At 60.5% G+C, this 22,237-nt stretch carries 23 protein-coding genes; 9 read left to right on the forward strand and 14 right to left on the reverse strand.

Going from position 1 to position 22,237, the window contains the following annotated elements; all coding sequences use genetic code 11:
- Positions 1 to 105: 105 nt before the first annotated feature.
- From HKK52_RS06510 to HKK52_RS06525, 4 genes are read left to right on the forward strand one after another with little or no spacing between them, the layout of a single operon-like run.
- The gene (locus HKK52_RS06510; protein WP_169370086.1) at positions 106 to 2,238 is read left to right on the forward strand and encodes a TonB-dependent receptor; all 2,133 of its coding nucleotides are present in this window, start codon (positions 106 to 108) and stop codon (positions 2,236 to 2,238) included.
- Between the two features lie 33 nt (positions 2,239 to 2,271).
- Entirely contained in the window at positions 2,272 to 3,846 is a 1,575-nt protein-coding gene (locus HKK52_RS06515; protein WP_169370087.1) for a flavin monoamine oxidase family protein, read from the forward strand.
- Between the two features lie 25 nt (positions 3,847 to 3,871).
- The gene (locus HKK52_RS06520; RefSeq protein WP_169370088.1) at positions 3,872 to 4,369 is read left to right on the forward strand and encodes a RidA family protein; all 498 of its coding nucleotides are present in this window, start codon (positions 3,872 to 3,874) and stop codon (positions 4,367 to 4,369) included.
- Between the two features lie 36 nt (positions 4,370 to 4,405).
- On the forward strand, positions 4,406 to 6,883 hold the full coding sequence (locus HKK52_RS06525) for a TonB-dependent receptor plug domain-containing protein (RefSeq protein WP_169370089.1): 2,478 nt from the start codon (positions 4,406 to 4,408) through the stop codon (positions 6,881 to 6,883).
- Between the two features lie 198 nt (positions 6,884 to 7,081).
- Here HKK52_RS06525 and HKK52_RS06530 read toward each other — a convergent pair whose 3' ends face one another.
- Positions 7,082 to 8,284: an NAD(P)/FAD-dependent oxidoreductase gene (locus tag HKK52_RS06530; protein ID WP_169370090.1), complete on the reverse strand. Its 1,203-nt coding sequence runs from the start codon at positions 8,282 to 8,284 to the stop codon at positions 7,082 to 7,084.
- 286 nt (positions 8,285 to 8,570) lie between these two features.
- Between HKK52_RS06530 and HKK52_RS06535 the strand changes: the two genes are divergently transcribed.
- Complete coding sequence (locus HKK52_RS06535) at positions 8,571 to 9,128, forward strand: RrF2 family transcriptional regulator (protein WP_169370091.1); 558 nt, start codon at positions 8,571 to 8,573, stop codon at positions 9,126 to 9,128.
- A 63-nt stretch (positions 9,129 to 9,191) separates the two neighbouring features.
- Here HKK52_RS06535 and HKK52_RS06540 read toward each other — a convergent pair whose 3' ends face one another.
- Positions 9,192 to 9,527 carry a hypothetical protein gene (locus HKK52_RS06540; RefSeq protein WP_169370092.1) on the reverse strand — a complete coding sequence of 112 codons (336 nt, stop codon included), beginning with the start codon at positions 9,525 to 9,527 and terminating at the stop codon, positions 9,192 to 9,194.
- Positions 9,528 to 9,691: 164 nt separating this feature from the next.
- Here HKK52_RS06540 and HKK52_RS06545 point away from each other — a divergent pair, with 164 nt between their 5' ends.
- Together HKK52_RS06545 and osmE are read left to right on the forward strand one after the other, a co-directional pair.
- Positions 9,692 to 9,931 (forward strand): hypothetical protein, encoded by a 240-nt coding sequence (locus HKK52_RS06545; RefSeq protein ID WP_169370093.1) that lies wholly within the window; start codon positions 9,692 to 9,694, stop codon positions 9,929 to 9,931.
- 13 nt (positions 9,932 to 9,944) lie between these two features.
- On the forward strand, positions 9,945 to 10,316 hold the full coding sequence (osmE, locus tag HKK52_RS06550) for an osmotically-inducible lipoprotein OsmE (protein ID WP_169370094.1): 372 nt from the start codon (positions 9,945 to 9,947) through the stop codon (positions 10,314 to 10,316).
- A gap of 55 nt (positions 10,317 to 10,371) precedes the next feature.
- Here osmE and HKK52_RS06555 read toward each other — a convergent pair whose 3' ends face one another.
- Positions 10,372 to 10,563, reverse strand: coding sequence for a DUF2188 domain-containing protein (locus HKK52_RS06555; RefSeq protein ID WP_169370095.1), 192 nt, complete (start codon positions 10,561 to 10,563; stop codon positions 10,372 to 10,374).
- Between the two features lie 212 nt (positions 10,564 to 10,775).
- Between HKK52_RS06555 and HKK52_RS06560 the strand changes: the two genes are divergently transcribed.
- Complete coding sequence (locus HKK52_RS06560; protein ID WP_169370096.1) at positions 10,776 to 11,138, forward strand: NUDIX hydrolase; 363 nt, start codon at positions 10,776 to 10,778, stop codon at positions 11,136 to 11,138.
- Positions 11,139 to 11,153: 15 nt separating this feature from the next.
- Here HKK52_RS06560 and HKK52_RS06565 read toward each other — a convergent pair whose 3' ends face one another.
- The 8 genes from HKK52_RS06565 to HKK52_RS06600 all read right to left on the reverse strand — a co-directional run bounded on the left by HKK52_RS06565 (position 11,154) and on the right by HKK52_RS06600 (position 18,729).
- Positions 11,154 to 11,927, reverse strand: a complete 774-nt coding sequence (locus HKK52_RS06565; RefSeq protein WP_169370097.1) for a 1,6-dihydroxycyclohexa-2,4-diene-1-carboxylate dehydrogenase — start codon at positions 11,925 to 11,927, stop codon at positions 11,154 to 11,156.
- Between the two features lie 183 nt (positions 11,928 to 12,110).
- Positions 12,111 to 13,124, reverse strand: coding sequence for a benzoate 1,2-dioxygenase electron transfer component BenC (gene benC, locus HKK52_RS06570; RefSeq protein ID WP_169370098.1), 1,014 nt, complete (start codon positions 13,122 to 13,124; stop codon positions 12,111 to 12,113).
- A gap of 10 nt (positions 13,125 to 13,134) precedes the next feature.
- Positions 13,135 to 13,623 carry a benzoate 1,2-dioxygenase small subunit gene (benB, locus tag HKK52_RS06575; RefSeq protein WP_169370099.1) on the reverse strand — a complete coding sequence of 163 codons (489 nt, stop codon included), beginning with the start codon at positions 13,621 to 13,623 and terminating at the stop codon, positions 13,135 to 13,137.
- Positions 13,620 to 14,984: a benzoate 1,2-dioxygenase large subunit gene (gene benA, locus HKK52_RS06580; RefSeq protein WP_169370100.1), complete on the reverse strand. Its 1,365-nt coding sequence runs from the start codon at positions 14,982 to 14,984 to the stop codon at positions 13,620 to 13,622. The genes benB and benA overlap by 4 nt, the downstream gene beginning before the upstream one ends.
- Positions 14,985 to 15,217: 233 nt before the next feature.
- Positions 15,218 to 16,177 (reverse strand): AraC family transcriptional regulator, encoded by a 960-nt coding sequence (locus HKK52_RS06585; RefSeq protein WP_169370101.1) that lies wholly within the window; start codon positions 16,175 to 16,177, stop codon positions 15,218 to 15,220.
- Positions 16,178 to 16,298: 121 nt separating this feature from the next.
- Positions 16,299 to 17,228 (reverse strand): catechol 1,2-dioxygenase, encoded by a 930-nt coding sequence (gene catA, locus HKK52_RS06590; protein ID WP_169370102.1) that lies wholly within the window; start codon positions 17,226 to 17,228, stop codon positions 16,299 to 16,301.
- Between the two features lie 51 nt (positions 17,229 to 17,279).
- Positions 17,280 to 17,570: a muconolactone Delta-isomerase gene (gene catC, locus HKK52_RS06595; protein WP_169370103.1), complete on the reverse strand. Its 291-nt coding sequence runs from the start codon at positions 17,568 to 17,570 to the stop codon at positions 17,280 to 17,282.
- Positions 17,571 to 17,580: 10 nt separating this feature from the next.
- Positions 17,581 to 18,729 carry a muconate cycloisomerase family protein gene (locus HKK52_RS06600; RefSeq protein ID WP_169374192.1) on the reverse strand — a complete coding sequence of 383 codons (1,149 nt, stop codon included), beginning with the start codon at positions 18,727 to 18,729 and terminating at the stop codon, positions 17,581 to 17,583.
- A 127-nt stretch (positions 18,730 to 18,856) separates the two neighbouring features.
- Here HKK52_RS06600 and HKK52_RS06605 point away from each other — a divergent pair, with 127 nt between their 5' ends.
- On the forward strand, positions 18,857 to 19,756 hold the full coding sequence (locus HKK52_RS06605; protein ID WP_169370104.1) for a LysR family transcriptional regulator: 900 nt from the start codon (positions 18,857 to 18,859) through the stop codon (positions 19,754 to 19,756).
- Positions 19,757 to 19,780: 24 nt separating this feature from the next.
- Here HKK52_RS06605 and HKK52_RS06610 read toward each other — a convergent pair whose 3' ends face one another.
- From HKK52_RS06610 to HKK52_RS06620, 3 genes are all read right to left on the reverse strand, one after another.
- On the reverse strand, positions 19,781 to 20,023 hold the full coding sequence (locus HKK52_RS06610; protein WP_169370105.1) for a DUF1652 domain-containing protein: 243 nt from the start codon (positions 20,021 to 20,023) through the stop codon (positions 19,781 to 19,783).
- 119 nt (positions 20,024 to 20,142) lie between these two features.
- Complete coding sequence (locus HKK52_RS06615) at positions 20,143 to 21,042, reverse strand: polysaccharide deacetylase family protein (protein WP_169370106.1); 900 nt, start codon at positions 21,040 to 21,042, stop codon at positions 20,143 to 20,145.
- Between the two features lie 140 nt (positions 21,043 to 21,182).
- Positions 21,183 to 22,130 carry an ABC transporter substrate-binding protein gene (locus HKK52_RS06620; RefSeq protein WP_169370107.1) on the reverse strand — a complete coding sequence of 316 codons (948 nt, stop codon included), beginning with the start codon at positions 22,128 to 22,130 and terminating at the stop codon, positions 21,183 to 21,185.
- Positions 22,131 to 22,237: the final 107 nt, after the last annotated feature.

Raw genomic sequence — 22,237 nt, forward strand, 5'->3', positions numbered from 1 at the left:
ACTGAAATCGGCTCAAGCCCCCGCCGCCATGGCTTTCGATCCATGGCCCCGGCAACGCTTTGCCTAAAAAAACCAACAACGCCAACGACACACCTGGGGCTCACCATGCACAACACCTTCACTGCAAACCGTCTGACGCTGGCCGTGTCGCTGGCCCTGTTCGGCGCGTCGGCCCACGCCGAAGAAAACACCCAGTCGGGTGCCCTCCCCGTTGTCACCGTCACCGCCGAACACCACAGCGAAGACCTGCAAAAAACCCCGCTGGCGATTTCCGCGTTTGACGAAAAAACCCTCGAAGACAAGCAGATCAAAAGCGTCCGCGACCTCTCCGGGCAAGTGCCGAACCTGACCCTCAGCCGTCAGTCGATCTCCTACAGCGCCCAGACCTACGGGATTCGCGGCATCGGCGAGACCGACCCGATCCAGGAATCCGCCGTGGCGGTGTACGCCGATGACCTGTACATCCCGCGCGCCATTTCCTCGATGCTCGACTTCAACGATGTCGAGCGCGTTGAAGTGCTGCGCGGCCCGCAAGGCACGCTCTACGGGCGCAATAGCAGCGCCGGTGCGATCCGCGTGATCACCCGCGATCCGACCCAGGAAACCCGTGGGTTCTTCGAACTCGGCGCGGGCAATTACAACGCGCAGAACGGCCGATTCCTGATCAGCGGCCCGCTGGTGGACAACGCCTTGTTCGGCAGTTTCTCGGCGATTCGCCTGACCCGCGACGGCACCGTCTCCAACCCGACCCGCGGCAAGGATGTGAACAACGTCGACATCCAGTCCTACCGCGGCAAGCTGCGCTTCAACCCGATCGATTCGCCATGGGATGTGCAGTTGACCCTGGCCGGCACCTTCGACCGTGGCGACACCACCAGCTACACGCCATTCGACGCTAACGGCCATTTCGACAAATTCAAGAGCTACAGCAGCCTCGATCCGAAGAACCGCCTCGATCAGGGCAGTTCGGTGCTACGGGCGATCTATACGATCAACGACAACCTGAATTTCAAATCGGTGAGTGCCTATTCCGGGTTCAACCAACCGGTGGATTACGACAACTCCGGTCAAGCGGCGCTGATCCAGCAAAACCTGATCACCTACAAGCAGGACTACGCCACCCAGGAATTCCAGCTCAACGGCGACTACGACAAGTTCAGCTTCAGCACCGGCCTGTACCTGTACCGCGAAAAGTTCGAAGCCGACCGCGACAACCTGACCTATTCCGTGGCGCGCAATCGGGTAATCGGCCAAGGCCAATACAGCACGACCAACACCGAAAGCTACGCGTTGTATGGCCAGGGCAGCTACAAAATCACCCCACAACTGTCGCTGATCGCAGGACTGCGCTTTACCCGCGAGCACAAGAATTTCGACTACACCAACTACGCGATCAACACCGATCGGCAGATTACCGGGACCAATTTCAGCGCTGATTCAAGCAAGTCGTGGCAGTCCACCAGCCCGAAAATCGGTTTCGAATACGCCTGGACGCCACACCTTAATCAGTACGCCTACGTCGCCAAAGGCTTCAAGGCCGGCGGCTACGACAACCGCGCGCCGACCCGGGCCGCTGCCGAACAGGCGTTCTCGCCGGAAGACGTGACCACTTGGGAAACCGGGTTCAAGGGTGACTTCTTCGACCAGCGCCTGCGGGCCAACGTCGCGGTGTTCTACAACGACTACAAGGATTTGCAGACCAACGCCTACGACCCGGCGCTGGGCGTCAGCCTGCGGACCAACGTCGGCCAGGCGCACACCTACGGCGTCGAGCTGGAAACCCTCACCGCCCTGACCCGCGACCTGCAACTGACCGCCAACGTCGGCTACCTGCAAAGCCAGTACGACGACTTCGAAAACGCCAGCGGCGCCGGGGTCGATGCCAACGGCAAGCAGTTGGTGTTCTCGCCACGCTGGAACGCCAGCGTCGGCCTCAACTACACGATTCCAGCGGGCCTTCCCGGTACTTGGCTGGCGGGCACCGATGCGCAGTTCCAGACCAAGTCCTACGCCAACGCGCTGAACGACGACGTCCAGGAAATTCCCAAGCAGACCTTCTGGAACGCCAACACCCGCTACATCTCCAGCGACGGCCACTGGACCACGACGCTGGCGGTGAAAAACCTGCTCGACCGCGCCTACCCGCAATCGGTCGGCTACGTGCCGTCCAGTGGCGCTCGCTACTACTCGATCAACGACCCGCGAACCCTGTTGTTGTCGCTGCGTTACGACCTCTGATCTTTCTCACGAGAACATTCCAAGGAGCACACTATGGCCCTCTCCCGCAGAGAAATGATTACCCGCATCGCCGCTGTCGGTGGCTATGGTGCCGCCGTCAGCGCCCTCGGCGCGCTGGGGCTGACGCCTCAGGCCGTGGCATCGACTTTCAACCCGCTGCGACTGGGCAGCAGCGGCAAAGGCAAAAACGTGGTGGTGGTCGGCGCCGGGATCTCCGGGCTGGTCAGTGCCTATGAGCTGCGCAAGGCCGGTTTTACCGTGACCATTCTCGAAGCCCGGGAGCGAGTAGGCGGACGCAACTGGACCCTGCGCCGTGGCACCAAAGTCGATTTCGACGACGGCGTGAGCCAGACCGTCGACTTCGATGACGGGCAGTTTTTCAACGCCGGTCCGGCGCGGATTCCCAGCCATCACCAGACCATTCTCGGCTACTGCCGCGAGTTGGGTGTCGAACTGCAAGTACTGGTCAACAGCAGCCGCAATGCCCTGGCCCTGCCGGATCCGAGCAAACCGGCCTTCCAGTTGCGCCAGGCGGTCAACGACACCCGTGGTCAACTCTCCGAACTGCTGGCGCGCACCGTCAGCCGCCAAGCCCTGGACCAGGATTTGAGCATCGATGACCGCAAGGCGCTGCTGAATTTCCTCAAGGTCTATGGCGACCTCAATGCCGACTTCCAATACAAGGGCTCGGTGCGCTCGGGCTACACCCGCGTGCCCGGTGCCGGCGATCAAACCGGGGTGACCCGAGCCCCGCTGGAACTGCAAACCCTGCTCAATCCCAAGCTCTGGGGCGCGCTGGTGTTCGATGAAATCCCCGAGTTTTCCTCGACCATGTTCCAACCGGTCGGCGGCATGGACCGCATTCCTTACGCGTTCTACGACAAGCTCAAGGACGCGGTGCGCTTCAACGCCGAGGTCAGCGATATCCAGACGTCCGAAAGCGGCAGCCGCATCACTTACCGGGATCGCAAGACCGGCAAGACGCAAACCCTGAACGCCGATTACGCGGTGGTCACCGTGCCGCTGCCGTTGCTGGCGAAACTGCCGAGCAACTTCAGCCAACCGTTCAAGCAAGCGATTCTGAGCGCGCAAAGCGATCAGGCGAACAAAGTGGCCTGGCAGTCGCCGCGTTTCTGGGAAACCGACTTCAACATCTACGGCGGGCTCTCTTACCTCGATCACGAAGTCAAAGGCTTGTGGTATCCGAGCGATCGGCTCAACAGCGCTCAAGGGATTCTGGTGGCGGCCTACAACACCAGCGAGCCGGCCCAGGCCTTCAGCAAGAAATCCATCGCCGAACAGTTCGCCTCTTCCCGGCAAGCCGTCGAACTGCTGCACCCCGGCCACAGCGCCAAATTGCAAAAACCGGTGGCGATCAACTGGGCCAAGGTGCCCTTCAGCAAAGGCCCGTGGATCGTCAACGACGAAGTTGGCGAGAGTGCTTACGCGATTCTCAACCAACCCCAGGGCCGCACCTACCTGGCCAGCGACGCCCTCGCCCACGGCGGCGTTGGCATCTGGCAAAACAGTGCCGCTGACTCGGCCCGACGCATCGTCGCGCTGATTGGCCGGCATGCCGAACGCACTCAATCGGGCGTTGCTGCCTGACTCTTTTCTCTTAAAGGACTGAACGATGAAAGCCATTACCTTGCTCACAGGATTGCTCATGACCGCCACCGCCCTCACCAGTCAGGCCGACGAAATCAAACGCATCGCCCTGCCCAACTCGAACTTCCCGATTTCCCTGGCGGTGTCGGTGCCGGCGCAAACGGAGTTGCTGTTCGTCAGCGGATTGCTTGCAGATTTGCATGACCCGAAAGCGCCGAAAGATTCGTTCGCCGCCTATGGCGATACCGCGACCCAGACCACCTCGATCCTCAACAAGCTCAAAGGCGTGCTGCAAAGCCAGGGCCTGGACCTCGGCGATGTGGTGCAACTGCGGGTGTTCCTGGTGGGCGATCCGGCCAAGGGCAACAAACTCGATTTCGCCGGGTTGCAGGAAGGCTATACGCCGTACTTCGGCAGTGCCGCGCAACCGAACAAACCGGCGCGCACGGCGATTCAAGTCGTCGCGCTGCCGCTGCCCGGCGGCCTGGTGGAAATCGAAGCCGTCGCCGCGCGCAAGAAGTGACACGGACAACACCCGACATTCAGGAGCTTCACCCTTATGCGCAACTGCCCAGTACCTGCCTATCGTCCTTTGTTATTGCCGCTGTCCTTTGCTTGCAGCCTGACCTCGTTCAGCCTCGAAGCCGCTGAAACCGGCGCGCCGACCCTCGACACCGTGGTAGTCACCGGCAACCGTGGCGCCGAGCAACGCACCGTCACCACTAGCCCGACGCCGATCGATGTAGTGACCGGCGAACAACTGCGTTCGGTGGGCAAACCGAGCCTGCTGGAAGCGCTGAGCAAATTCATCCCGTCGTTCAACCTGCCCGACCGCGCCGGTTGGGATGCCAGCGGCGTGGTGCGCTCGGCCACCCTGCGCGGACTGACCGCATCCCATGTGTTGGTGCTGGTCAACGGCAAGCGCCGACACACCAGCGCGACGTTGAACATCAACGGCATCAACAGCGGCGCGGCGCCGAGCGATTTGGACTTGATCCCGGTGGCGTCCATCGACCATATCGAGGTGCTGCGCGACGGTGCGGCGGCGCAATACGGTTCGGATGCGATTTCCGGGGTGATCAACATCATCCTCAAGCAGACCACCGGCGGCAGTTCCGACACCACGCTGGGCCAGGGTTACGACGGCAAGCGCGGCACCGGGCAGGAAGCGCTCAATTATGGGTTTCAGGTCGGTGAAGCCGGCGTGCTCAATGTCTCGCTGGACACCCGTTATCAGGAGCGGGACAACAAGGCCGGCAGCAACGGCTACAGCGCCCATTACTACCCGCAGGCCGATGGCTCGCCGGATCCGCGCGAGGCCGGCGCCAGCCACCACACCTACAAAGGTTATGGCTTGCCCCGCAGCCAGTTGGCCGATGCCGGCTACAACCTCGACCTGCCGCTGAACGATGCGCTGACGTTGTATTCGTTCTCGACCGTGGCCACCCGCGAGAACAACGACGGCCAGAATTTCCGCCTGCCCAGCGGACGCAACACCATCACCACCGGGCCTAATGGCTTTCCCGATGGCTACAGCCCTTATTGGCTGGTCAACGAAACCGACTTCCAGTCCGCGTTCGGTGCCAAAGGTGACAACTTCGGCGGCTGGGCCTGGGATTTGAGCAGCACCTACGGCCGCAACTACGCCAAGCAGCGAACCTACGACAACCAGAACCCATCCCTGGGCGAAAACACCCCGAACAAGTTCACTTCAGGTATCTACATTGCTGACCAACTCACCAGCAACCTCGATCTGAAAAAAAGCTACGAGATCGGTCTGGCCAAACCCATGGACGTGGCCTTCGGTTTTGAACATCGGCGGGAAAGCTACGAGACGCGCGCCGGCTCCGAAGCTTCGTATATCGATGGCGGCTACGTGTTCCCGGCCGACAGTCCGCGCGCCGGGCAACGTCCGGATCCGGGGGCGCAGGTCACCAATGGCATCACCCCGGAGGATGCGCAGAAAGTCAGCCGCAACAGCGTCGCCAGTTACATCGATCTCGGCTTCTATCCGGTTGAACAGTGGTACGTCGGCGTCGCCGGTCGTTATGAGCATTACAACGAAGGCATCGGCGGCACCCGCAGCGGCAAGCTCAGTACGCGTTATGAGTTCAACCCGGTGTTCTCGGTGCGTGGCAGTGTCAGCAATGGCTTTCGCGCGCCGTCATTGGCCAACCAGATTTTCACCGCGCGCTCGACCGGGTTCGACACCATCAATGGCGTCTACCAGTCCTACAACTACGTGATTCTGCCGGTGGACTCAACGGGCGCCCAGGCCCTCGGCGCCGAAGCGCTGAAACCCGAGCGCTCGACCAACTTCAGCCTCGGCTTTGCCCTGACCCCAAGCGAAGACTTGAGCCTGACCGTCGACGGTTACGTGATCAATTTGCGCGACCGGCTGGTCCTCAGCGAACGCTTCCAGGGCCCGGGCGTCGCCGCCCTGCTCGACGGCATCGGCGTGCCGGCCACGGCGGGCGCGCAGTACTTCACCAATGGCGCCAACACCCGCACGTCCGGGGTCGATGTGGTCGGTAATTACCGGCAGAACCTCAACCGCTACGGCACGGTGAAATGGACGGCGGCGCTGAATTACAACCACACGCAGATCCTCAGCGTGAACGACACCCCGGAACAACTGACGGCATTGGGCGGTAATTTCCAGCTGATGGGCCGCCAGTCCCGGGCGCTGATCACCAAGACGTCGCCGAGCAGCAAGATGATTTTCGCCGCCGACTGGGGCATCAGCGACTTCGACGTCAACCTGCGCCTGACCCGTTATGGCACCTACACCGAGGTCAACAGTTCGAGCGATTCGAGCCTGGATCGCGAGTACTCAGCCAAATGGATCACCGACCTCGACGTGGCCTATGCGCTGAACAAACAACTGACCGTGGCGGTAGGCGCGCAGAACCTGTTCGACAAATACCCCGACCATATCGGTGTGCCCAACTCGTCGTTCGGCGATAACTGGGGCAGCTATTCACCGTTCGGCTTCACCGGCGGTTACTACTACACCCGCCTGCAATACGCGTTTTGAGCACTGAATCGCGGGCAAAAAAAAATCCCAGGCAGCTGATGGACGCCTGGGACTTAAAAATGCATAAACCGTGGTGGTGAACGCGGGGCGATATTAACCTACTAAAACACTTTGAAACAATATATTTCTGCGCACCGTTCGGTTAATTAAAATCGTAAGCCCTTATATATCAACACTATTTGTGCGGACTTCTACGGCTCAAGCAATCGGAATCAGCGGATCGGCGGCGGCCCAAGCGGTCTCGCGATTGGCGGCTGGCGGGTAAATCCACACGGTATTGATCTGCGTCTTGAGCGCCTTGCCTTCCTGTTTCACCAGTTTGACCTGGCGATCCCAACCCTCGGTATAGACCGCGCCCCAGGCGCCCAAATCCAGGCAAGTTACGTACTTGGGCTGGCTGTACGGCGTCGGGTCCACGCCGAGCATCTGCGCGGCCACGTTGTTCCCGGCGTGACGGCCGAGGACGATGGCGTGCTGGCAGGTCATCAGCGCGTGGTTGCCGATGTCGTCGCTCGCGGCGTAGGCCACGTCGCCGGTGGCGAAGATGTCGTCCTGACCGATGACTTGCAGGTGCGCGTCCACGTGCAGGCGGCCAAGGTGATCACGTTCGCCGGGGATCTGCTCGGTCAAGGAGCTGGCGCGCACGCCGGTGGTCCAGATCACGGTTTTAGCTTCGATGCGTTGACCATCGGCCAGGGTTACACCGTTTTCATCGACAGCGACGACCGACGATTTCAATTGCCATTTCACACCCAGTTCTGTGCTCGCTTCGGCGATGGACTGGCTGATTTCGGCGCCCATCGAGGCACCGACTTTCTCGCCACGATCAACGATGATCACGTTGATGTTCGCTTTATCGCCCAGGATTGCTCTCAGGCGAGCAGGCATTTCGGTCGCAGTTTCAATCCCGGTGAAGCCACCGCCAGCCACCACGACGGTGTTTCGAGCGGTGCTTTCTGGCTGATTGGCCAACGACTTGAGGTGGTTTTCCAGGCGCACGGCTTGTTCGATCTGATCCACGTCGAACGCGTATTCGACCACGCCAGGGGTGTTTGGCGACGCGAGACGGCTGCCAGTTGCCAGAACGAGTTTGTCGTAGCTGAGCACCTGTTTGGCCCCCGACGCATCAAGATAGCCGACACGTTTTTGCTCGACATCGATGGTTTCAGCGGCGCCCTGGACGAACTTCACACCCACCGCTTCGAACAGCTCGCCAATCGGCGCAGCCAGTTGGTGAGCATTCGGTTCGTAGAAGCGCGGACGCACCCGTAGCTCGGCCTGCGGCGCCAGGACAGTGACTTCAACGCTGTCGTGCCCATGAATATCGAACAAACGCGTGGCGCTCAACGCCGTCCACATGCCACCAAAACCTGCGCCGATGACCAGAATCTGTTGTTTCATTTTTTAACTCCGAGTGGAAAACCAGGTTGTGAATGTGTTCAGGGTCATGACTGCTGCCTGACCGGACAACTACGACTTTATTAGTCGCATTTAATTTGAACAAGTCAACTTTACTGATCATTCCAATCGATTTATCAGATTGGTCTTCAAAACCTTTCTAAACCGGCCCTTGCCGACCCAGCAGCCCCTTGCACAATAAGCAACGAAGCACTGTTGCCCGATGAAGCGCGTTGTCGCCCTCCTGTTCCGCTGCTAATATTTGCGACTACATTAGTCGGAGATCACTATGTCTCTTTACAGCGCAGGCGTTGAGTACGGGATTCATTGCCTGCTTTTTCTGGTGGGCAATGGCGGCGACTCCCGTGAGGCCAGCGTGCGCGACCTCGCAGAGTTGCAAGGCGTGCCGCTGGACTACCTGGCGAAAATCTTCACCAAACTGGCCAAGGCCAAACTGGTGGTGGCCACTGAAGGCGTGCGCGGCGGTTTCAAACTGGCCCGGCCTTCGGATGAAATCACCCTGCTGGACATCGTCAACGCCATCGACGGCCAGAAGCTGATCTTCGATTGCCGTGAGATTCGCGGGCGCTGCGCCTTGTTCGAAGGCTCGGCGCCGGCCTGGGCGCTGGACGGTGGTTGCGCGGTGCACGGGGCGATGATGACGGCGCAAAAGCGCATGGAAGACGCCCTCGCCCAGACCGCCCTGATTGATCTGGCGAGAAAGGTCGGACGCAAGGCCCCGCCGGAGTTTTCCGGGCAGGTGGATGAATGGCTTATTGAGCGAAGAGAAAAGAAAAGCGGCACCAGCGCCGAGCAGAGCATTGCGGTGACCGATATCACCGACTAGCTACAAAAAAAGCAGAAGCCGAAAAAATCCGGCTTCTGCTTTTTTTCAACTTCGATTCAGGCGTTACAGACAGTCACGCACCGCCTGCCGCATCGCCGCCGATTTCGCCCACGGCGGCCCCTGGTACAGCGACACCCGGCTGCCATCCTTCGATTTCACGATATCGAGAATCTCGTCCGCCGTGATGATGCTTGGCGCGGTCAGGCGATAGCCGTTGGAAATGGCCATTTGTTTGGTATTGGAAATTTGCGCTTGCCACAACGGCAGCACGCACGCGGCGTATTCCTTTGGCGGCTTGGCGCTGTATTTGCTGACATTGGGCTCACCCGGCACCAGGGACGCGGGCAATGAACAGCCCGCCAACATAGCCACCGCTACCCCCGCTATCAACATCCGCATGACGCTTCCTCATCCCGAAAAACGGCGAATGTAGCGCGTACCCGCTCAGACATCCAGCGAACGATCGACTAAAGCGACTTAACCGACGCGCGCCCTTGCAAACGCAACACCCCACACGGTAAACCGGACTAATCTTTCGTAGCGGGAATACGCAGGAGGTCATTATGTTGCTTAACGAATTCGAGAAGGAACTTCATCGCGACTTGCAAAGTGTGGAGTCGGATCTGCGGTGGTCGGCGGTAGAACTTTTGCGCCTGGCAGAGCAATTCCGCAAGGCTGGCAATGAGGTAGACGCCCAAGCAGCGCTCAGGTTGCATAAGGTGCTTGAGGGGGACGAAGAGCTACTGAAGACTTACGCCGAAGAAGTAAAGGCACGGCACATCAATCGAACGAAGGCTCACTGACCGGACCACTGCCATGAACAAGTCCCTGTTCGCATTGCTCGCCGTGCTGGCGGCGTCGGGCGGTTGCAGCACCGACTCACACGTCTACCGCAACCAGCCGCTGGTCGCCAAGGTCGAGCGCGGCATGAGCCAGGATCAGGTCGAGCAGATCGGCGGCAAACCGCTGGCCGTTACCGATCGCACGGTGGTGCCTGGCACCTGCTTTGACTACAAACTGATGCAGGACGGCCGCCAGCAACCCTACAACGTCAGCTTCAATGGCGCGGGCAAGGTGGATCACACCAGCTTCATGAGCTGCGCGGAATGGAGCAATGCCCAACGCAAAGCCAGAGAACCCTCTCACTCCACGAGCGGGATGGGCGGCATCGGAGGCAGCGGCTACTAGCCGAGCAGCCAATAAAAAGCCCCGACGCAGGCCGGGGCTACAGACACAAGATCGACTACTGATCAGTCGCCGGGCGTTTCGACCGCGCCTTGTAGGCCGGCAAAGACGCCGCGAACGCCAGTGCCTCTTCGCGGCTGGCGAAGGCGGCCAGGCGGTCACCTTTGGTGCACACCCGCCATGGGCCATGATTGACGCTGAGTACGTCGTAACCGTTCATGTGCATCTTGGTCAGCATCTCAATGCTCATAGTCACCTCCTTATTGGGCAGTGAACATCCACGATTGACTTGCCTACCCTACACCCGCTCTTTGCCCAAGTGCCGACCAGACGTCGCGATATTCGGTTGCACTTTCGCCTTGCACGACAACTCCAACCCTTCAAGCTCCCGGAATACAGGGCTTCGGCTCGAATATTGCATTTTTATGACTGTTTTGTGACAGCCGGGCAATCAGGTAACACATGAAAGTACGCGCCACCGTTATTTGCGAACAAGATCGACACGTGCTCCTGGTGCGCAAGCCCAGGTGTCGCTGGACTTTGCCCGGAGGAAAAGTCGAGCCCGGCGAAACCAAAATGGACGCGGCCATCCGGGAACTGGCGGAAGAAACCGGGCTGGGGGTCGACGGGATGCTGTACCTGATGGAGCTGGAAGACGGCAGCACCCGGCACCATGTCTACGAAGCGTCGGTGCTGAACCTCGACGAAGCCCGGCCACAAAACGAGATCATCGACTGCATGTGGCATCCGCTGGACGCCATCCATAACCTGAAAATCAGCGACGCCACGCTGCGGATCGTCAAGGCGTTTCAGCGCCGTTTGTAGGCCCCAGCCCCGGCCTCAGCCCTGATCGCCACCGCCGACCGGCATGATCATGCCGGTGATGTAGGAAGCCTCGTCGCTGGCCAGGAACAAGATAGCGCTGGCCTGCTCATCCAGCGTGCCGTAGCGTTTCATCCAACTGCTGTCGAGGGTCTGATCGACGATCTGCTGATACCAGACCTTTTCCTGCGCGCTTTGCCCGGCGCTGTTGCGCGGGATCACCCGTGGCGGCGCCTCAGTGCCACCCGGCGCCGTGGCATTGACCCGAACTCCGCGACCGGCGGTTTCGAATGCCAGACACGCGGTCAGCGCATTGACCCCGCCTTTCGCCGCGCCATACGGCACTCGATTGACGCTGCGGGTGGCGATAGACGAAACATTGACGATCGCCCCACTGCCTTGCTTGAGCATGAACGGCAGCGCGGCATGGCAACACCACAGCGTCGGGAATAGCGAGCGACGCACTTCGGCCTCGATCTGCGACGCTTCATAGTGTTCGAAGGGCTTGGCCCAGATCGTCCCGCCGACGTTATTGACCAGCACATCCAGCCGGCCAAAGCGCTCGACGGCGGTTTTCATGACGCGACTGCATTCGCTGTAGTCCTCAAGGTCAGCAGTCAGGGCGAGTACCTGGCTGCCCTGCCCCAATTGCTGTTGCACCTCGAATACCAGCTCGGAGCGATCAACCAGAATCAACCGCGCGCCCTCCGCCGCCATACGCTCAGCGACGCGCCGTCCAATGCCTTGGGCCGCCCCGGTTATCAGCACGACTTTTTCGTGGAATCTGTTCATACATACCTCCTTGCGCAAAACGCGATCTGTAGCAGCTGGCGAAGCCTGCGTTCGGCTGTGAAGCAGTCGTAAAACCTGAGCGCGAGGTCTTCCTGAAATACCGCGCGGCCTGATGTCACGACTGCTTCGCAGCCGAACGCAGGCTTCGCCAGCTGCTACAAAAATGTGTCGCGGCGAAGATGCTCATGCCGCGCTGGCTGCAAACTTCTCGTAGTAGAAATTCGCCGGGGCGATCCCTTGTTCGCGAATGTAGTGGCTGACGGCCTCGACCATCGGCGGCGGACCGCACAGGTAGACGTCGACATCGCCATCGTTCAGATGCCGCGGCTCGATGTGCTGGGTCACGTAGCCTTTGAGCGGATGCCGGCTGTCGGGGTTGGCCACGCAGGCGCTGAAACTGAAATTCGGGATGCGCGCGGCAAAGGCTTCCAGTCGATCGAGTTCCACCAGGTCGAAGTCGTTGGTCACGCCGTAGATCAGATGCAGCGGTTGCTCGCTGCCCTGCTCGGCGATTTTTTCCAGCATCGCGGTGAACGGTGCCAGTCCGGTGCCGCCCGCCAGCAACAACAGCGGACGGCGGATATCCCGCAGGTAGAAACTGCCCAACGGTCCGGCCAGGGTCATGCTGTCGCCAGCCTTGGCCATGCCGGTGAGGAAGCTGCTCATCAGGCCACCGGGCACGTTGCGAATCAGGAAACTGACCTCGCCATCGCGCTGCAACGAGCTGAAGGAATACGCGCGGGTCTGCTCGCTGCCGGGCACCCCGAGGTTCACGTACTGCCCCGGCAGAAACGCCAGTTTGCTCAGCGCCTCGCCCTTGATCGACAGCGCGATGGTGCTGTCGGACAGCTGGCGCACGGCGCTGATGGTCGCTTCAAAACTGGCCTGGCGGGTACGGCACACGCCCGAGGACACCGGGACCCGCACCACGCAATCACTCTGGGCGCGCATCTGGCAGGTCAGGACAAAACCTTGTTCGGCTTCGTCCGCGCTGAGGGCGTCTTCGATGTACTCCTCGCCCAGGTCGTAACGCCCGGCCTCGGCAAAACATTTGCAGGTGCCACAGGCGCCGTCGCGGCAGTCCAGCGGAATATTGATGCCCTGGCGGTACGCGGCATCGGCCACGGTTTCGCCGGGGCTGGCGTCGATGAAACGGGTAACGCCGTCTTCGAAATTGAATGCAATGGAATGCGTCATGACGGCGGCCTCACAAGTGATAGATATCGATGACCTGGCGAACGTAATCGTTCTTCAGGATCACTTTCTTGGCCTTGATCAGCGGGTTCTCGCCGCGCACATCAAGGGTGTAGAAACTGCTGCCGAAATAGCTGTCGACGGTCTTGTAGCGAAAACTCAGGGTGTGCCAGTTGAAGCGCACCTTGCACAGGCCGTCGGCTTGTTCCAGCAGCTCGATATTGCTGATGTTGTGCGAGGTGCGGGTGTCCGGAATGCTGGCGCTGGAGCGCTCGGTCTTGATACGGAAGATGCGGTCTTCCAGGCCCGTGCGGTTGCCGTACCAGATCAGCGAAATTTCCCGCTGTGGGTCTTCGGTGAGTTCGTCGTTGTCGTCCCAGGATGGCATCCAGAAGGACGCGTCGGCGGCGTACAGTTCCAGCCAGTCGTCCCATTGCTTGTCGTCGAGGTAGCGCGCTTCGCGGTAGAGAAAATCGCGCACGGTGTCGTAAGTGATGGTCATTGCACGGCCTCCACGGCGATCAGCTCGGGCTGTTCAGCAGCCAGGGCTTTGAGCATCGTCTGCTGCCAGTACTTGTGTTGCAGCACGAACAGGCCTTCGTCCTCAGTGCGCACGCCGCTGAGCAGCGGATGCAGATCGATTTCTTTGGCCGCTTCATCGGCGCCTTCGACCCAGTGCTCAGCGCCACGGGACATGTCATTCCAGGTGGTGACGCTGCCCTGATAACCGGTCTGGCAGGAACGAAACTCCTCCAGATCATCCGGCGTGGCCATGCCGCTGACGTTGAAGAAATCCTCGTACTGACGAATCCGGCTCGAACGGGCGTGGTCGCTTTCGCCTTTGGGGGCGATGCAATAAATGGTGATTTCCGTGCGGTTGACCGAGATCGGCCGGGCGATGCGAATCTGCGAGCTGAATTGATCCATCAGGTACACGTTCGGGTACAGGCACAGGTTGCGCGAATTCTCGATCATCCAGTCGGCACGGGCCTGGCCGAAGTCCTGGGCCAACTCGTCGCGGCGCTCGTACAGCGGACGGTCCTCGGGGTTCGACCAGCGAGTCCAGAGCAGCATGTGGCCTTTGTCGAACGAGTAAAAACCACCGCCTTGCTTGGCCCAGGTACCCGCGCTCATGGTCGGATTGCTGTCACCGGCCTCGCGCTGTTTGCGCTGGTTCTGAGTGGCCGCGTAGTTCCAGTGCACCGAGCTGACGTGGTAGCCGTCGGCACCATTTTCGGCGGTGAGTTTCCAGTTGCCTTCGTAGATGTAGCTGGAAGAACCGCGCAGCACTTCCAGGCCATCGGCGGACTGGTCGACGATCATGTCGATAATCTTCGCCGACTCGCCCAGGTGTTCCACCAGTGGCACCACATCGGCCTTGAGGCTGCCGAACAGGAAGCCGCGATAGGACTCGAACCGCGCGACTTTGGTCAGGTCGTGGGAGCCGTCGCAGTTGAAACTCGCCGGGTAACCCGCTTCGGCCGGGTCCTTGACCTTGAGCAGCTTGCCGGAGTTGTTGAAGGTCCAACCGTGGAACGGGCAGGTGTAGGAGCTTTTGTTGCCGGTCTTGTGCCGGCAGAGCATGGCGCCGCGATGGCTGCAGGCATTGATGAAGGCGTTGAGTTCACCGGCCTTGTTGCGCGCGATAAAGATCGACTGGCGGCCCATGGTGGTGGTGTAGAAATCGTTGAGGTTGGGGATCTGGCTTTCGTGGGCCAGGTACAGCCAGTTGCCTTCGAAGATGTGTTTCATCTCCAGATCAAACAACCGCGGATCGGTGAACATCTCGCGCTTGCAGCGATAGATGCCCTGTTCTTTGTCGTCTTCCAGCAGGGAGTGAAGGTATTCGGGTCGCAGGGACATGGCCGCCGCCTCCATTGTTTTTATTCAGGCAGGGCCATGCTAGGACGGGGGGATGGGGCGGACTATCCGATGGGTGCAGACCTTTATCCGGTTTGTGCAGCCCTGATCGTTCCCACGCTCTGCGTGGGAATGCAGCCCGGGACGCTCTGCGTCCCAAAAGCGGACGCGGAGCGTCCGTTGAGGCATTCCCACGCAGAGCGTGGGAACGATCATCAGAGGGTGGTGCCGGTGATTTAGTGCCGGCGCATGAGGGTGTCGGACGGCAGTTCGCCGAACTGTTTGCGGTAGCTGTCGGAGAACCGTCCCAAATGCAGAAAACCGTAATCCATCGCCACTTCGGTGACGTTGCGCACGTTGCAGGTCGGGTCGCTCAGACAGGCGTTGATGCGCTCAAGGCGTTTCTGGCGGATGTAGTTTTTCGGCGTGGCCCCGGCGTTGCGTTCGAACAAACCATAGAGCGAACGCACACTCATCCGTGCCTGGCGCGCCAGTTGTTCGCTGTCGATCTCCTGCTTGAGGTTGCGCGCGATGTAGTCGGCAATCACCTCGAACGTGGCCGACGGCGAGCCGAGGCTGACCCGGCTGACGTTGGTGTTCATCAGGCTGAGCATCTTGCTGACGATGATCTGCGCGTAGTGCTCCTGCACCTTGGGTATCTGCTCGGTGGCCTCGGCCTCCTGGCAAATCATCGCCAGCAGGTTGACGAAACCTTCCAGTTGATCGAGCTGATAACGGTTCTCCAGAAACCGCACGCCCTGCCCCGGATACCGCCAGCGTTGCTCATCGCACACCGACTCCAGTAAACGGGTCGGGACTTTGAGGATGAATTTTTCGCAATCGGCGGAATAGGTCAGGTCCACCGGATCGTCGGGATTGATCAGCAACAATTCGCCGGGCTCGAAGTAATGTTCCTGGCCATGTCCCCGCCACAGACAGTGGCCGCGCAGCAGCACTTGCAGGTGATAAATGCTTTCCAGCGCGCCGGAGGTGACCCGCACGCTGGCGCCATAGCTGATGCGGCACAGGTCGAGGCTGGCGAACTTGCGGTGATCGAGGCTGGCCAGCGGTCGGCCGACACGGGGCATCAGGATGCAATGGTTGCCGACGTGCTGATTGACGTAGCCCGACACTGCGTAAGGGTCGGCGTGGTCGAAAATTCTGCTGCGCTGACTCAACAGTTGCGCGTGCATCATCGGGTCACTCTCATTGTTGTTATCGGTTACGTCGGGCGATTCTAAGGCACCGGTCGCAACGCAGAAGGCCACGAGATAAACGGTCGGTTATCCCGTGGCCTGGTTCGGCTATTTAAAGCCCTCAGTCTTCCAGTGCGCGAACCCGCTCATGGCGTTGTTGCTCCTCGGGCTGGGCGGACGACTGCAAGGTGAAATCGAAGTCGATTTCGGCAAACCGGCCGCTGACACCGTGGGCCGCCGCCCGTTGTGGATCGTCGCTGAAGGTGATGTGGGCGATCAATTCATCGCGAGTGGCGTAGGCGAAGTCGTCGTGCAGGTATTGATCGCCATCCAGGTTGATCTGGGTGGTCAGGTGCCGATGATCCGGCGCCGAGATAAAGAAGTGGATATGCGCCGGGCGCTGGCCATGGCGGCCGAGTTGATCGAGCAGATGCTGGGTCGGACCGTCCGGCGGGCAGCCGTAGCCCGACGGCACGATGCTGCGAAAACGATAATGCCCCTCAGCGTCAGTGACGATGCGCCGACGCAGGTTGAACTCCGATTGCGTGGTATCGAAATACGAATAAGTGCCGCCGGTATTGGCGTGCCAGACATCCACCACCGCCCCGGTAAGCGGTTCGCCAGCGGTATTGCGCACCTGGCCTTGCATGAACAGCACCACGCCCGGGTCGACGCCGTCATCAAGTCGCGCCTCGCCGTCAGACAGCGGCGCACCGGCCACGTACAGCGGCCCTTCGATGGTCCGCGGCGTGCCACCGGCCTTGCCGGCCCGTTCGTCTTCGGCGTCCATCAACAGGTCGAGGTAATGCTCCAGGCCGAGCCCGGCCACCAGCAAACCCGCCTCCTGACGCGCACCCAGCACGTTGAGGTAATTGACCGCTTTCCAGAACTCCTCCGGGGTTACGGCCAGGTCTTCGATGATGTTCACCGAGTCGCGCAGGATGCGATACACCAGCGCCTTGACCCGCGGATCACCAGCCTCGTTGAGCAAACCGCTGGCCTCTTCGAGAAACTTCTGGGCACTGGCCGTGTGGGAAATCTTGACGTTCATGGGGGTTCCTCATCTTGTAGTTATTAGCGTAGCGAACTGAGCTGGCGGGGCTCAGCGGTCATCCTCGCGAATCGAAGAAGGATGCCGGCACATCGCGTCTATCTCGATGGCCATGTACGGAAACAGCGGCAGTTGCATCAGCAGATCGTGCAGTTCCTGGACGCTGTCGACATCGAACACGCTGTAATTGGCGTAGTGCCCGGCGATACGCCACAGGTGGCGCCATTTGCCCTGCTCTTGCAGGCGCTGGGCCAGGGCCTTTTCGTCAGACTTGAGCTGGGCGGCGTGCTCGGGGTTCATGTCGAGTGGCAGGTTCACGGTCATTTTTACGTGGAACAGCATGATGCGCTCCTCAGGCTTGATAGATGGCAGTGGACGTCTTGTCGCGCCGGAAAAACGCCAGGCGTTCTTCATCCAGGCTCAGGCCGAGGCCCGGCGTATTCGGCACGTGCAGTTCAAAATCGCGATAGACCAGAGGCTCGGCAAGTATGTCTTCGGTCAGCAGCAGCGGGCCGAACAACTCGGTGTCCCAGGCCAGTTTGTTCAGGGTGATAAAGGCATGGGCCGAGGCCAGCGTGCCGATCCCGCCTTCGAGCATGGTGCCGCCGTAGAGGCCGATGCCGGCGGCTTCGGCAATCGCGGCGGTTCGTAGCACAGCGCGCGGGCCGCCGTTCTTGGCGATCTTCAGGGCGAACACCGAGGCGGCGCCCTCCCGCGCCAGGTTGAAGGCGTCTTCCACGCATTCGATGGACTCGTCGGCCATAATCGGGGCCGGGCTGATGGCGTTCAGCCGTGCCATGCCGGCGCGGTTGTTGCGTGAGATCGGCTGTTCGATCAGGTCGATGCCGTTGCTGCCGAGAATCCGGCAAGCGCGCAGTGCAACCGCTTCATCCCAGGCCTGATTGACATCGACCCGCACGCTGGCGCGATCACCCAGGGCTTTCTTGATCGCGATGACATGGGCCAGGTCGCGATTGACCTCGCCGGCACCGATTTTCAGTTTGAAGATCCGGTGGCGGCGCAGGTCGAGCATTTTTTCCGCTTCGGCAATGTCTTGTTCGGTGTCGCCGCTGGCCAAGGTCCAGGCCACCGGCAGCGCCTCGCGAACCCGCCCGCCCAGCAACTCGCTGACCGGCAGGCCAAGGCGTTTGCCTTGGGCGTCGAGCAGCGCGGTTTCGATGCCGGACTTGGCAAACGTATTGCCGCGAATACTGCGTTCCAGGCGCAACATCGCCGCATTCACGTTGGCGCTGTCCTGGCCCAGCAGCAACGGCGCGAAATGTTGATCGATGTTGGTCTTGATGCTGTCGGGGCTTTCATTGCCATACGCCAGGCCACCGATGGTGGTGGATTCGCCGATGCCTTCGATGCCATCGGCGCAGCGCACACGGATGATCACCAGGGTCTGGTTCTGCATGGTGTGCATGGCGAGCTTGTGCGGGCGGATGGTCGGCAGATCGACGATGATCGTCTCGATCGATTCAATAGCTGTTGCACGCATGTCGATACCCGTCAGGTTCTTGAAGTTCTGAATCGGATTCTCATACGGCTTTTCCGTGGCGGCCAATATAGAATTGGTCTGGCTTGATACCTTAAAGGTATTCAACCCATACGCATCTGGAGGTCCCATGGAACTGCGTCACCTGCGTTACTTTCAGGTCGTGGCTCGCACGCTCAACTTCACCCGCGCCGCCGAGCAGCTGCACATCGCCCAGCCGCCCCTGAGCCGGCAGATCCAGCACCTGGAAGACGAACTTGGCGTGCAATTGCTGGAACGTGGGCGGCCGCTGAAGCTGACCGACGCCGGGCGGTTTTTCCATGAGCATTCGAGTGCGTTACTGGAGCAATTGGGCAAGGTCTGCGACAACACACGGCGGATCGGCCTCGGCGAAAAGACCTGGCTGGGCATCGGGTTTGCGCCGTCGACGCTCTATGGCGTACTGCCGGAACTGATTCGCCGCCTGCGCAACCATGAGCATCTGGAACTGGAACTGGGATTGTCGGAGATGACCACCCTGCAACAGGTGCAGGCGCTCAAGGCCGGGCGCATTGATGTGGGTTTCGGTCGAATTCGCATCGACGACCCGGCGATCATCCAGACCGTACTGACCGAGGATCGCCTGGTCGCCGCCCTACCCGCCGGTCACCCGCTGCTCGCGGGTCCGATCAGCCTGCGGGAACTGGCGAAGGAACCGTTCGTGCTTTACCCTGGCAACCCGCGACCGAGCTATGCCGACCACGTGATCGCGCTGTTCGAATCCTATGGCGTGAGCATCCATGTGGCGCAATGGACCAACGAGTTGCAAACGGCAATTGGTCTGGTCGGTGCTGGCATCGGCGTTACCCTGGTCCCTGCCTCGGTGCAACTGCTGCACCGCGACGACATCGGCTTCACACCACTGCTGGAAGACAACGCCACTTCGCCGATCATCTTGAGCCGACGGGTGGGCGACGTGTCGCCGGGGTTGAATCATTGTTTGCAGATGATTGATGAATTGTTGCCACGGGATAAAGCGAGCGATGAATAACCTGTGGCTTAAAAGTTAATCCCTTCAGCCGGCAAACGCCCGGCGCCCCGCGCGCATTTCGGTGCGAAGTTCGCCAATCAGGTTGGAAATGTCGCGAACTGTGGTCAGGCGCGAGGGCGAGACATAGGGCAGCAACAGATCGATCCGCCCGGTGGCGAGGTCGTAGACCTTGATCCGCAACGAGCCATCAGGGTTCTCCGTGCAGTCGCACGAGAGTGGACGGAAACCGGACTGCAAAATGCCGCAAAGCTCTGGAATCGAAACCATGACGGGTGCCTCCATGGCGATTGATCGGATTAAGCCTGCTCAGCATAGATCCGCTTTCACCAATCTGCCCCCGCAAACGCCAACAATTACTGCGATCGGGTTAGCACTTTGGCGAACATTCAGTGGGAATCCCCATCCCAGAGCCAGTTCCAGATCCCAGGCAACTGCACCGGCTCCGCACTTTCGCTGACGGTGCGGGCCATGGCCGCGCGCTGCAATTGCCCTTGATCGTCGTAAAACGGCTTCGGCGCGGTTTTCACCCCGGTGGCCTGGGCGCTGTCGAGGAGGATTTGCAGGTATTCGCGGGTATGCCGGGCGGTGTAGCGATTGAGGTCGTGGAAGGTCACCACCACCGGAATCACCCCGTCGACCGTGGGCAGTTCACCTTTGGCGATACGCTCGCGCACTTCGGACAACTGCAGCAGCATATTCGCTCGGCGCCGAGGGCTGGCGTTGAAGCCCCAGATCTTGCCGTCATTGGCACTCACGTCGGTCAACAACACGTGCATACCGTGGCGTTGATAGGCGGCGAAGGTGCGCTTGTCGTAATTCCAGAACGGCGGACGCACCAGGGTCGGCGGTGCCCCGGTAATCGCGGCAATGTCAGCACTGCCTTTGCTCAGGGACTGTTCCAGTTCTTCAGGGTCCAGCGAACGATGATTGGTGTGCGAGTGAGTGGCTGTGTGAAAGCCGAGGATCTGCCCTTCGGCGTGCTCGCGTTGCATGACCCGACGGCCGATGTCGCTGTCGCCGGCCCGTGGCGCGCCGGTCTGGACGAAGAACACCGCTTTGATGTTCGGTTGCACCGGGTTTTGCGCGAGGCTGTCGAGTACGGTTTCGGTCGGGTTCCAGAAGCTTGACGCGCTGGGGCCGTCATCAAAGGTCAGTACAAACCGGATCGGCGCCTGGGCTTGCAGGCTCTGTTGTGTCTGCGGGGTCAGTTCGATGGGTGCCGCGATGCAGCCTGCCAGCCCGATAGCCAGGGCGAGCGCCGAGAGAACCTTGAACAGTTGCGTCATGTTTTGCCTTGGGCCAGACCGTTGCGGTCATCACGTTAATGGCAAAAACCCCTCGCCCGGTGATCCTCCAATGGACCCGCAGGTGGCTGCGGGCTCAGGTTGGATAAGGGTACACACTGTTTGGTTCACGCGCTTACGGTTTAGTGTGTCAGTGCCCGCTGGAATGAGTTATCGATGATCGGCGCCGTGGCCAAGGCTGCCGGCAGTGCCTTGACCTTGAACAGGAAGTCCGCGGTGCTTTGCAGATCGGCGGCGGCTTGCTGATCGACCGGGCCGACGGTCATGTGCGCCTGGCGCAACCAATGGCGGGAGACGTCCTGGTCGAGGTTGGCCTTCTTCGCCCAGAGATCGGCGTACTCGTCGGTGTGGTTGTCGACCCAGGCCCGGGCCTTTTTCAGGCGCCCGAGGAAGTCGGCGATGGCTTCGCGTTTGCTGTCGATGGATGGCGTTGAAGCGGCAATCGCGCTGAGGCCGGGCATCAGGTTCTTCGCGGTGAGAATCGGCCGGGCGCCGGAGAACAGAATCTGTTGCGAGATGTACGGTTCCCACACCGGGAACGCATCGATACTGCCCTGGGGCAATGCCGCCGCCGCATCAATGGGCATCAACTTGATGAAGTCGACGTAGTTCTCCGGCAGGTTGGCGCTCTCCAGGGCGCGTAAGGTCAATTGCTGGCTCCAGGCGCCGGGCCAATAGGCGACTTTCTTGCCCTTGAGGTCGGCGATGGTCTTGACCGGCGAGTCCTTGGGCACCAATAAAGCGATGGTGTCCGGGTTCTGCCGCGATACGCCGATCAGCTTCACCGGCGCCTGTTTCGCGGCGAGGAACAGAAAGCCCGAATCGCCGAGAAAGCCCAAGTCCAGTGCGCCGGTATTCAGCGCTTCGGCCAGGGGCGCGGCGGCCTGGAAGTGTTTCCAGTCGACGGTGTAAGGCGCTCCTTCCAGCACACCCGAGGCCTCGACCGAAGCGCGGACGTTGTAGTAGTTCTGGTCTCCGACGTGCAGGACGACGGGCTCGGCGGCGTAGGCAAAAGGTGCGCTGAATAGCACGCTGATCAGCAGGCTGCGCAGGAATCGGGACGGGGTCATCGGTGGCTCCGGGAGGTGTTGTTTCGATAGACCATAACGCTCTTACTACAAGCTTTTTAAATTCGATTTATGCATAAGCTCATGACCTGTACAGCGCGGTGTTCGCC

The organism is Pseudomonas sp. ADAK2 (genome assembly GCF_012935755.1).
In the GTDB taxonomy this organism is placed as follows: Bacteria; Pseudomonadota; Gammaproteobacteria; order Pseudomonadales; family Pseudomonadaceae; genus Aquipseudomonas.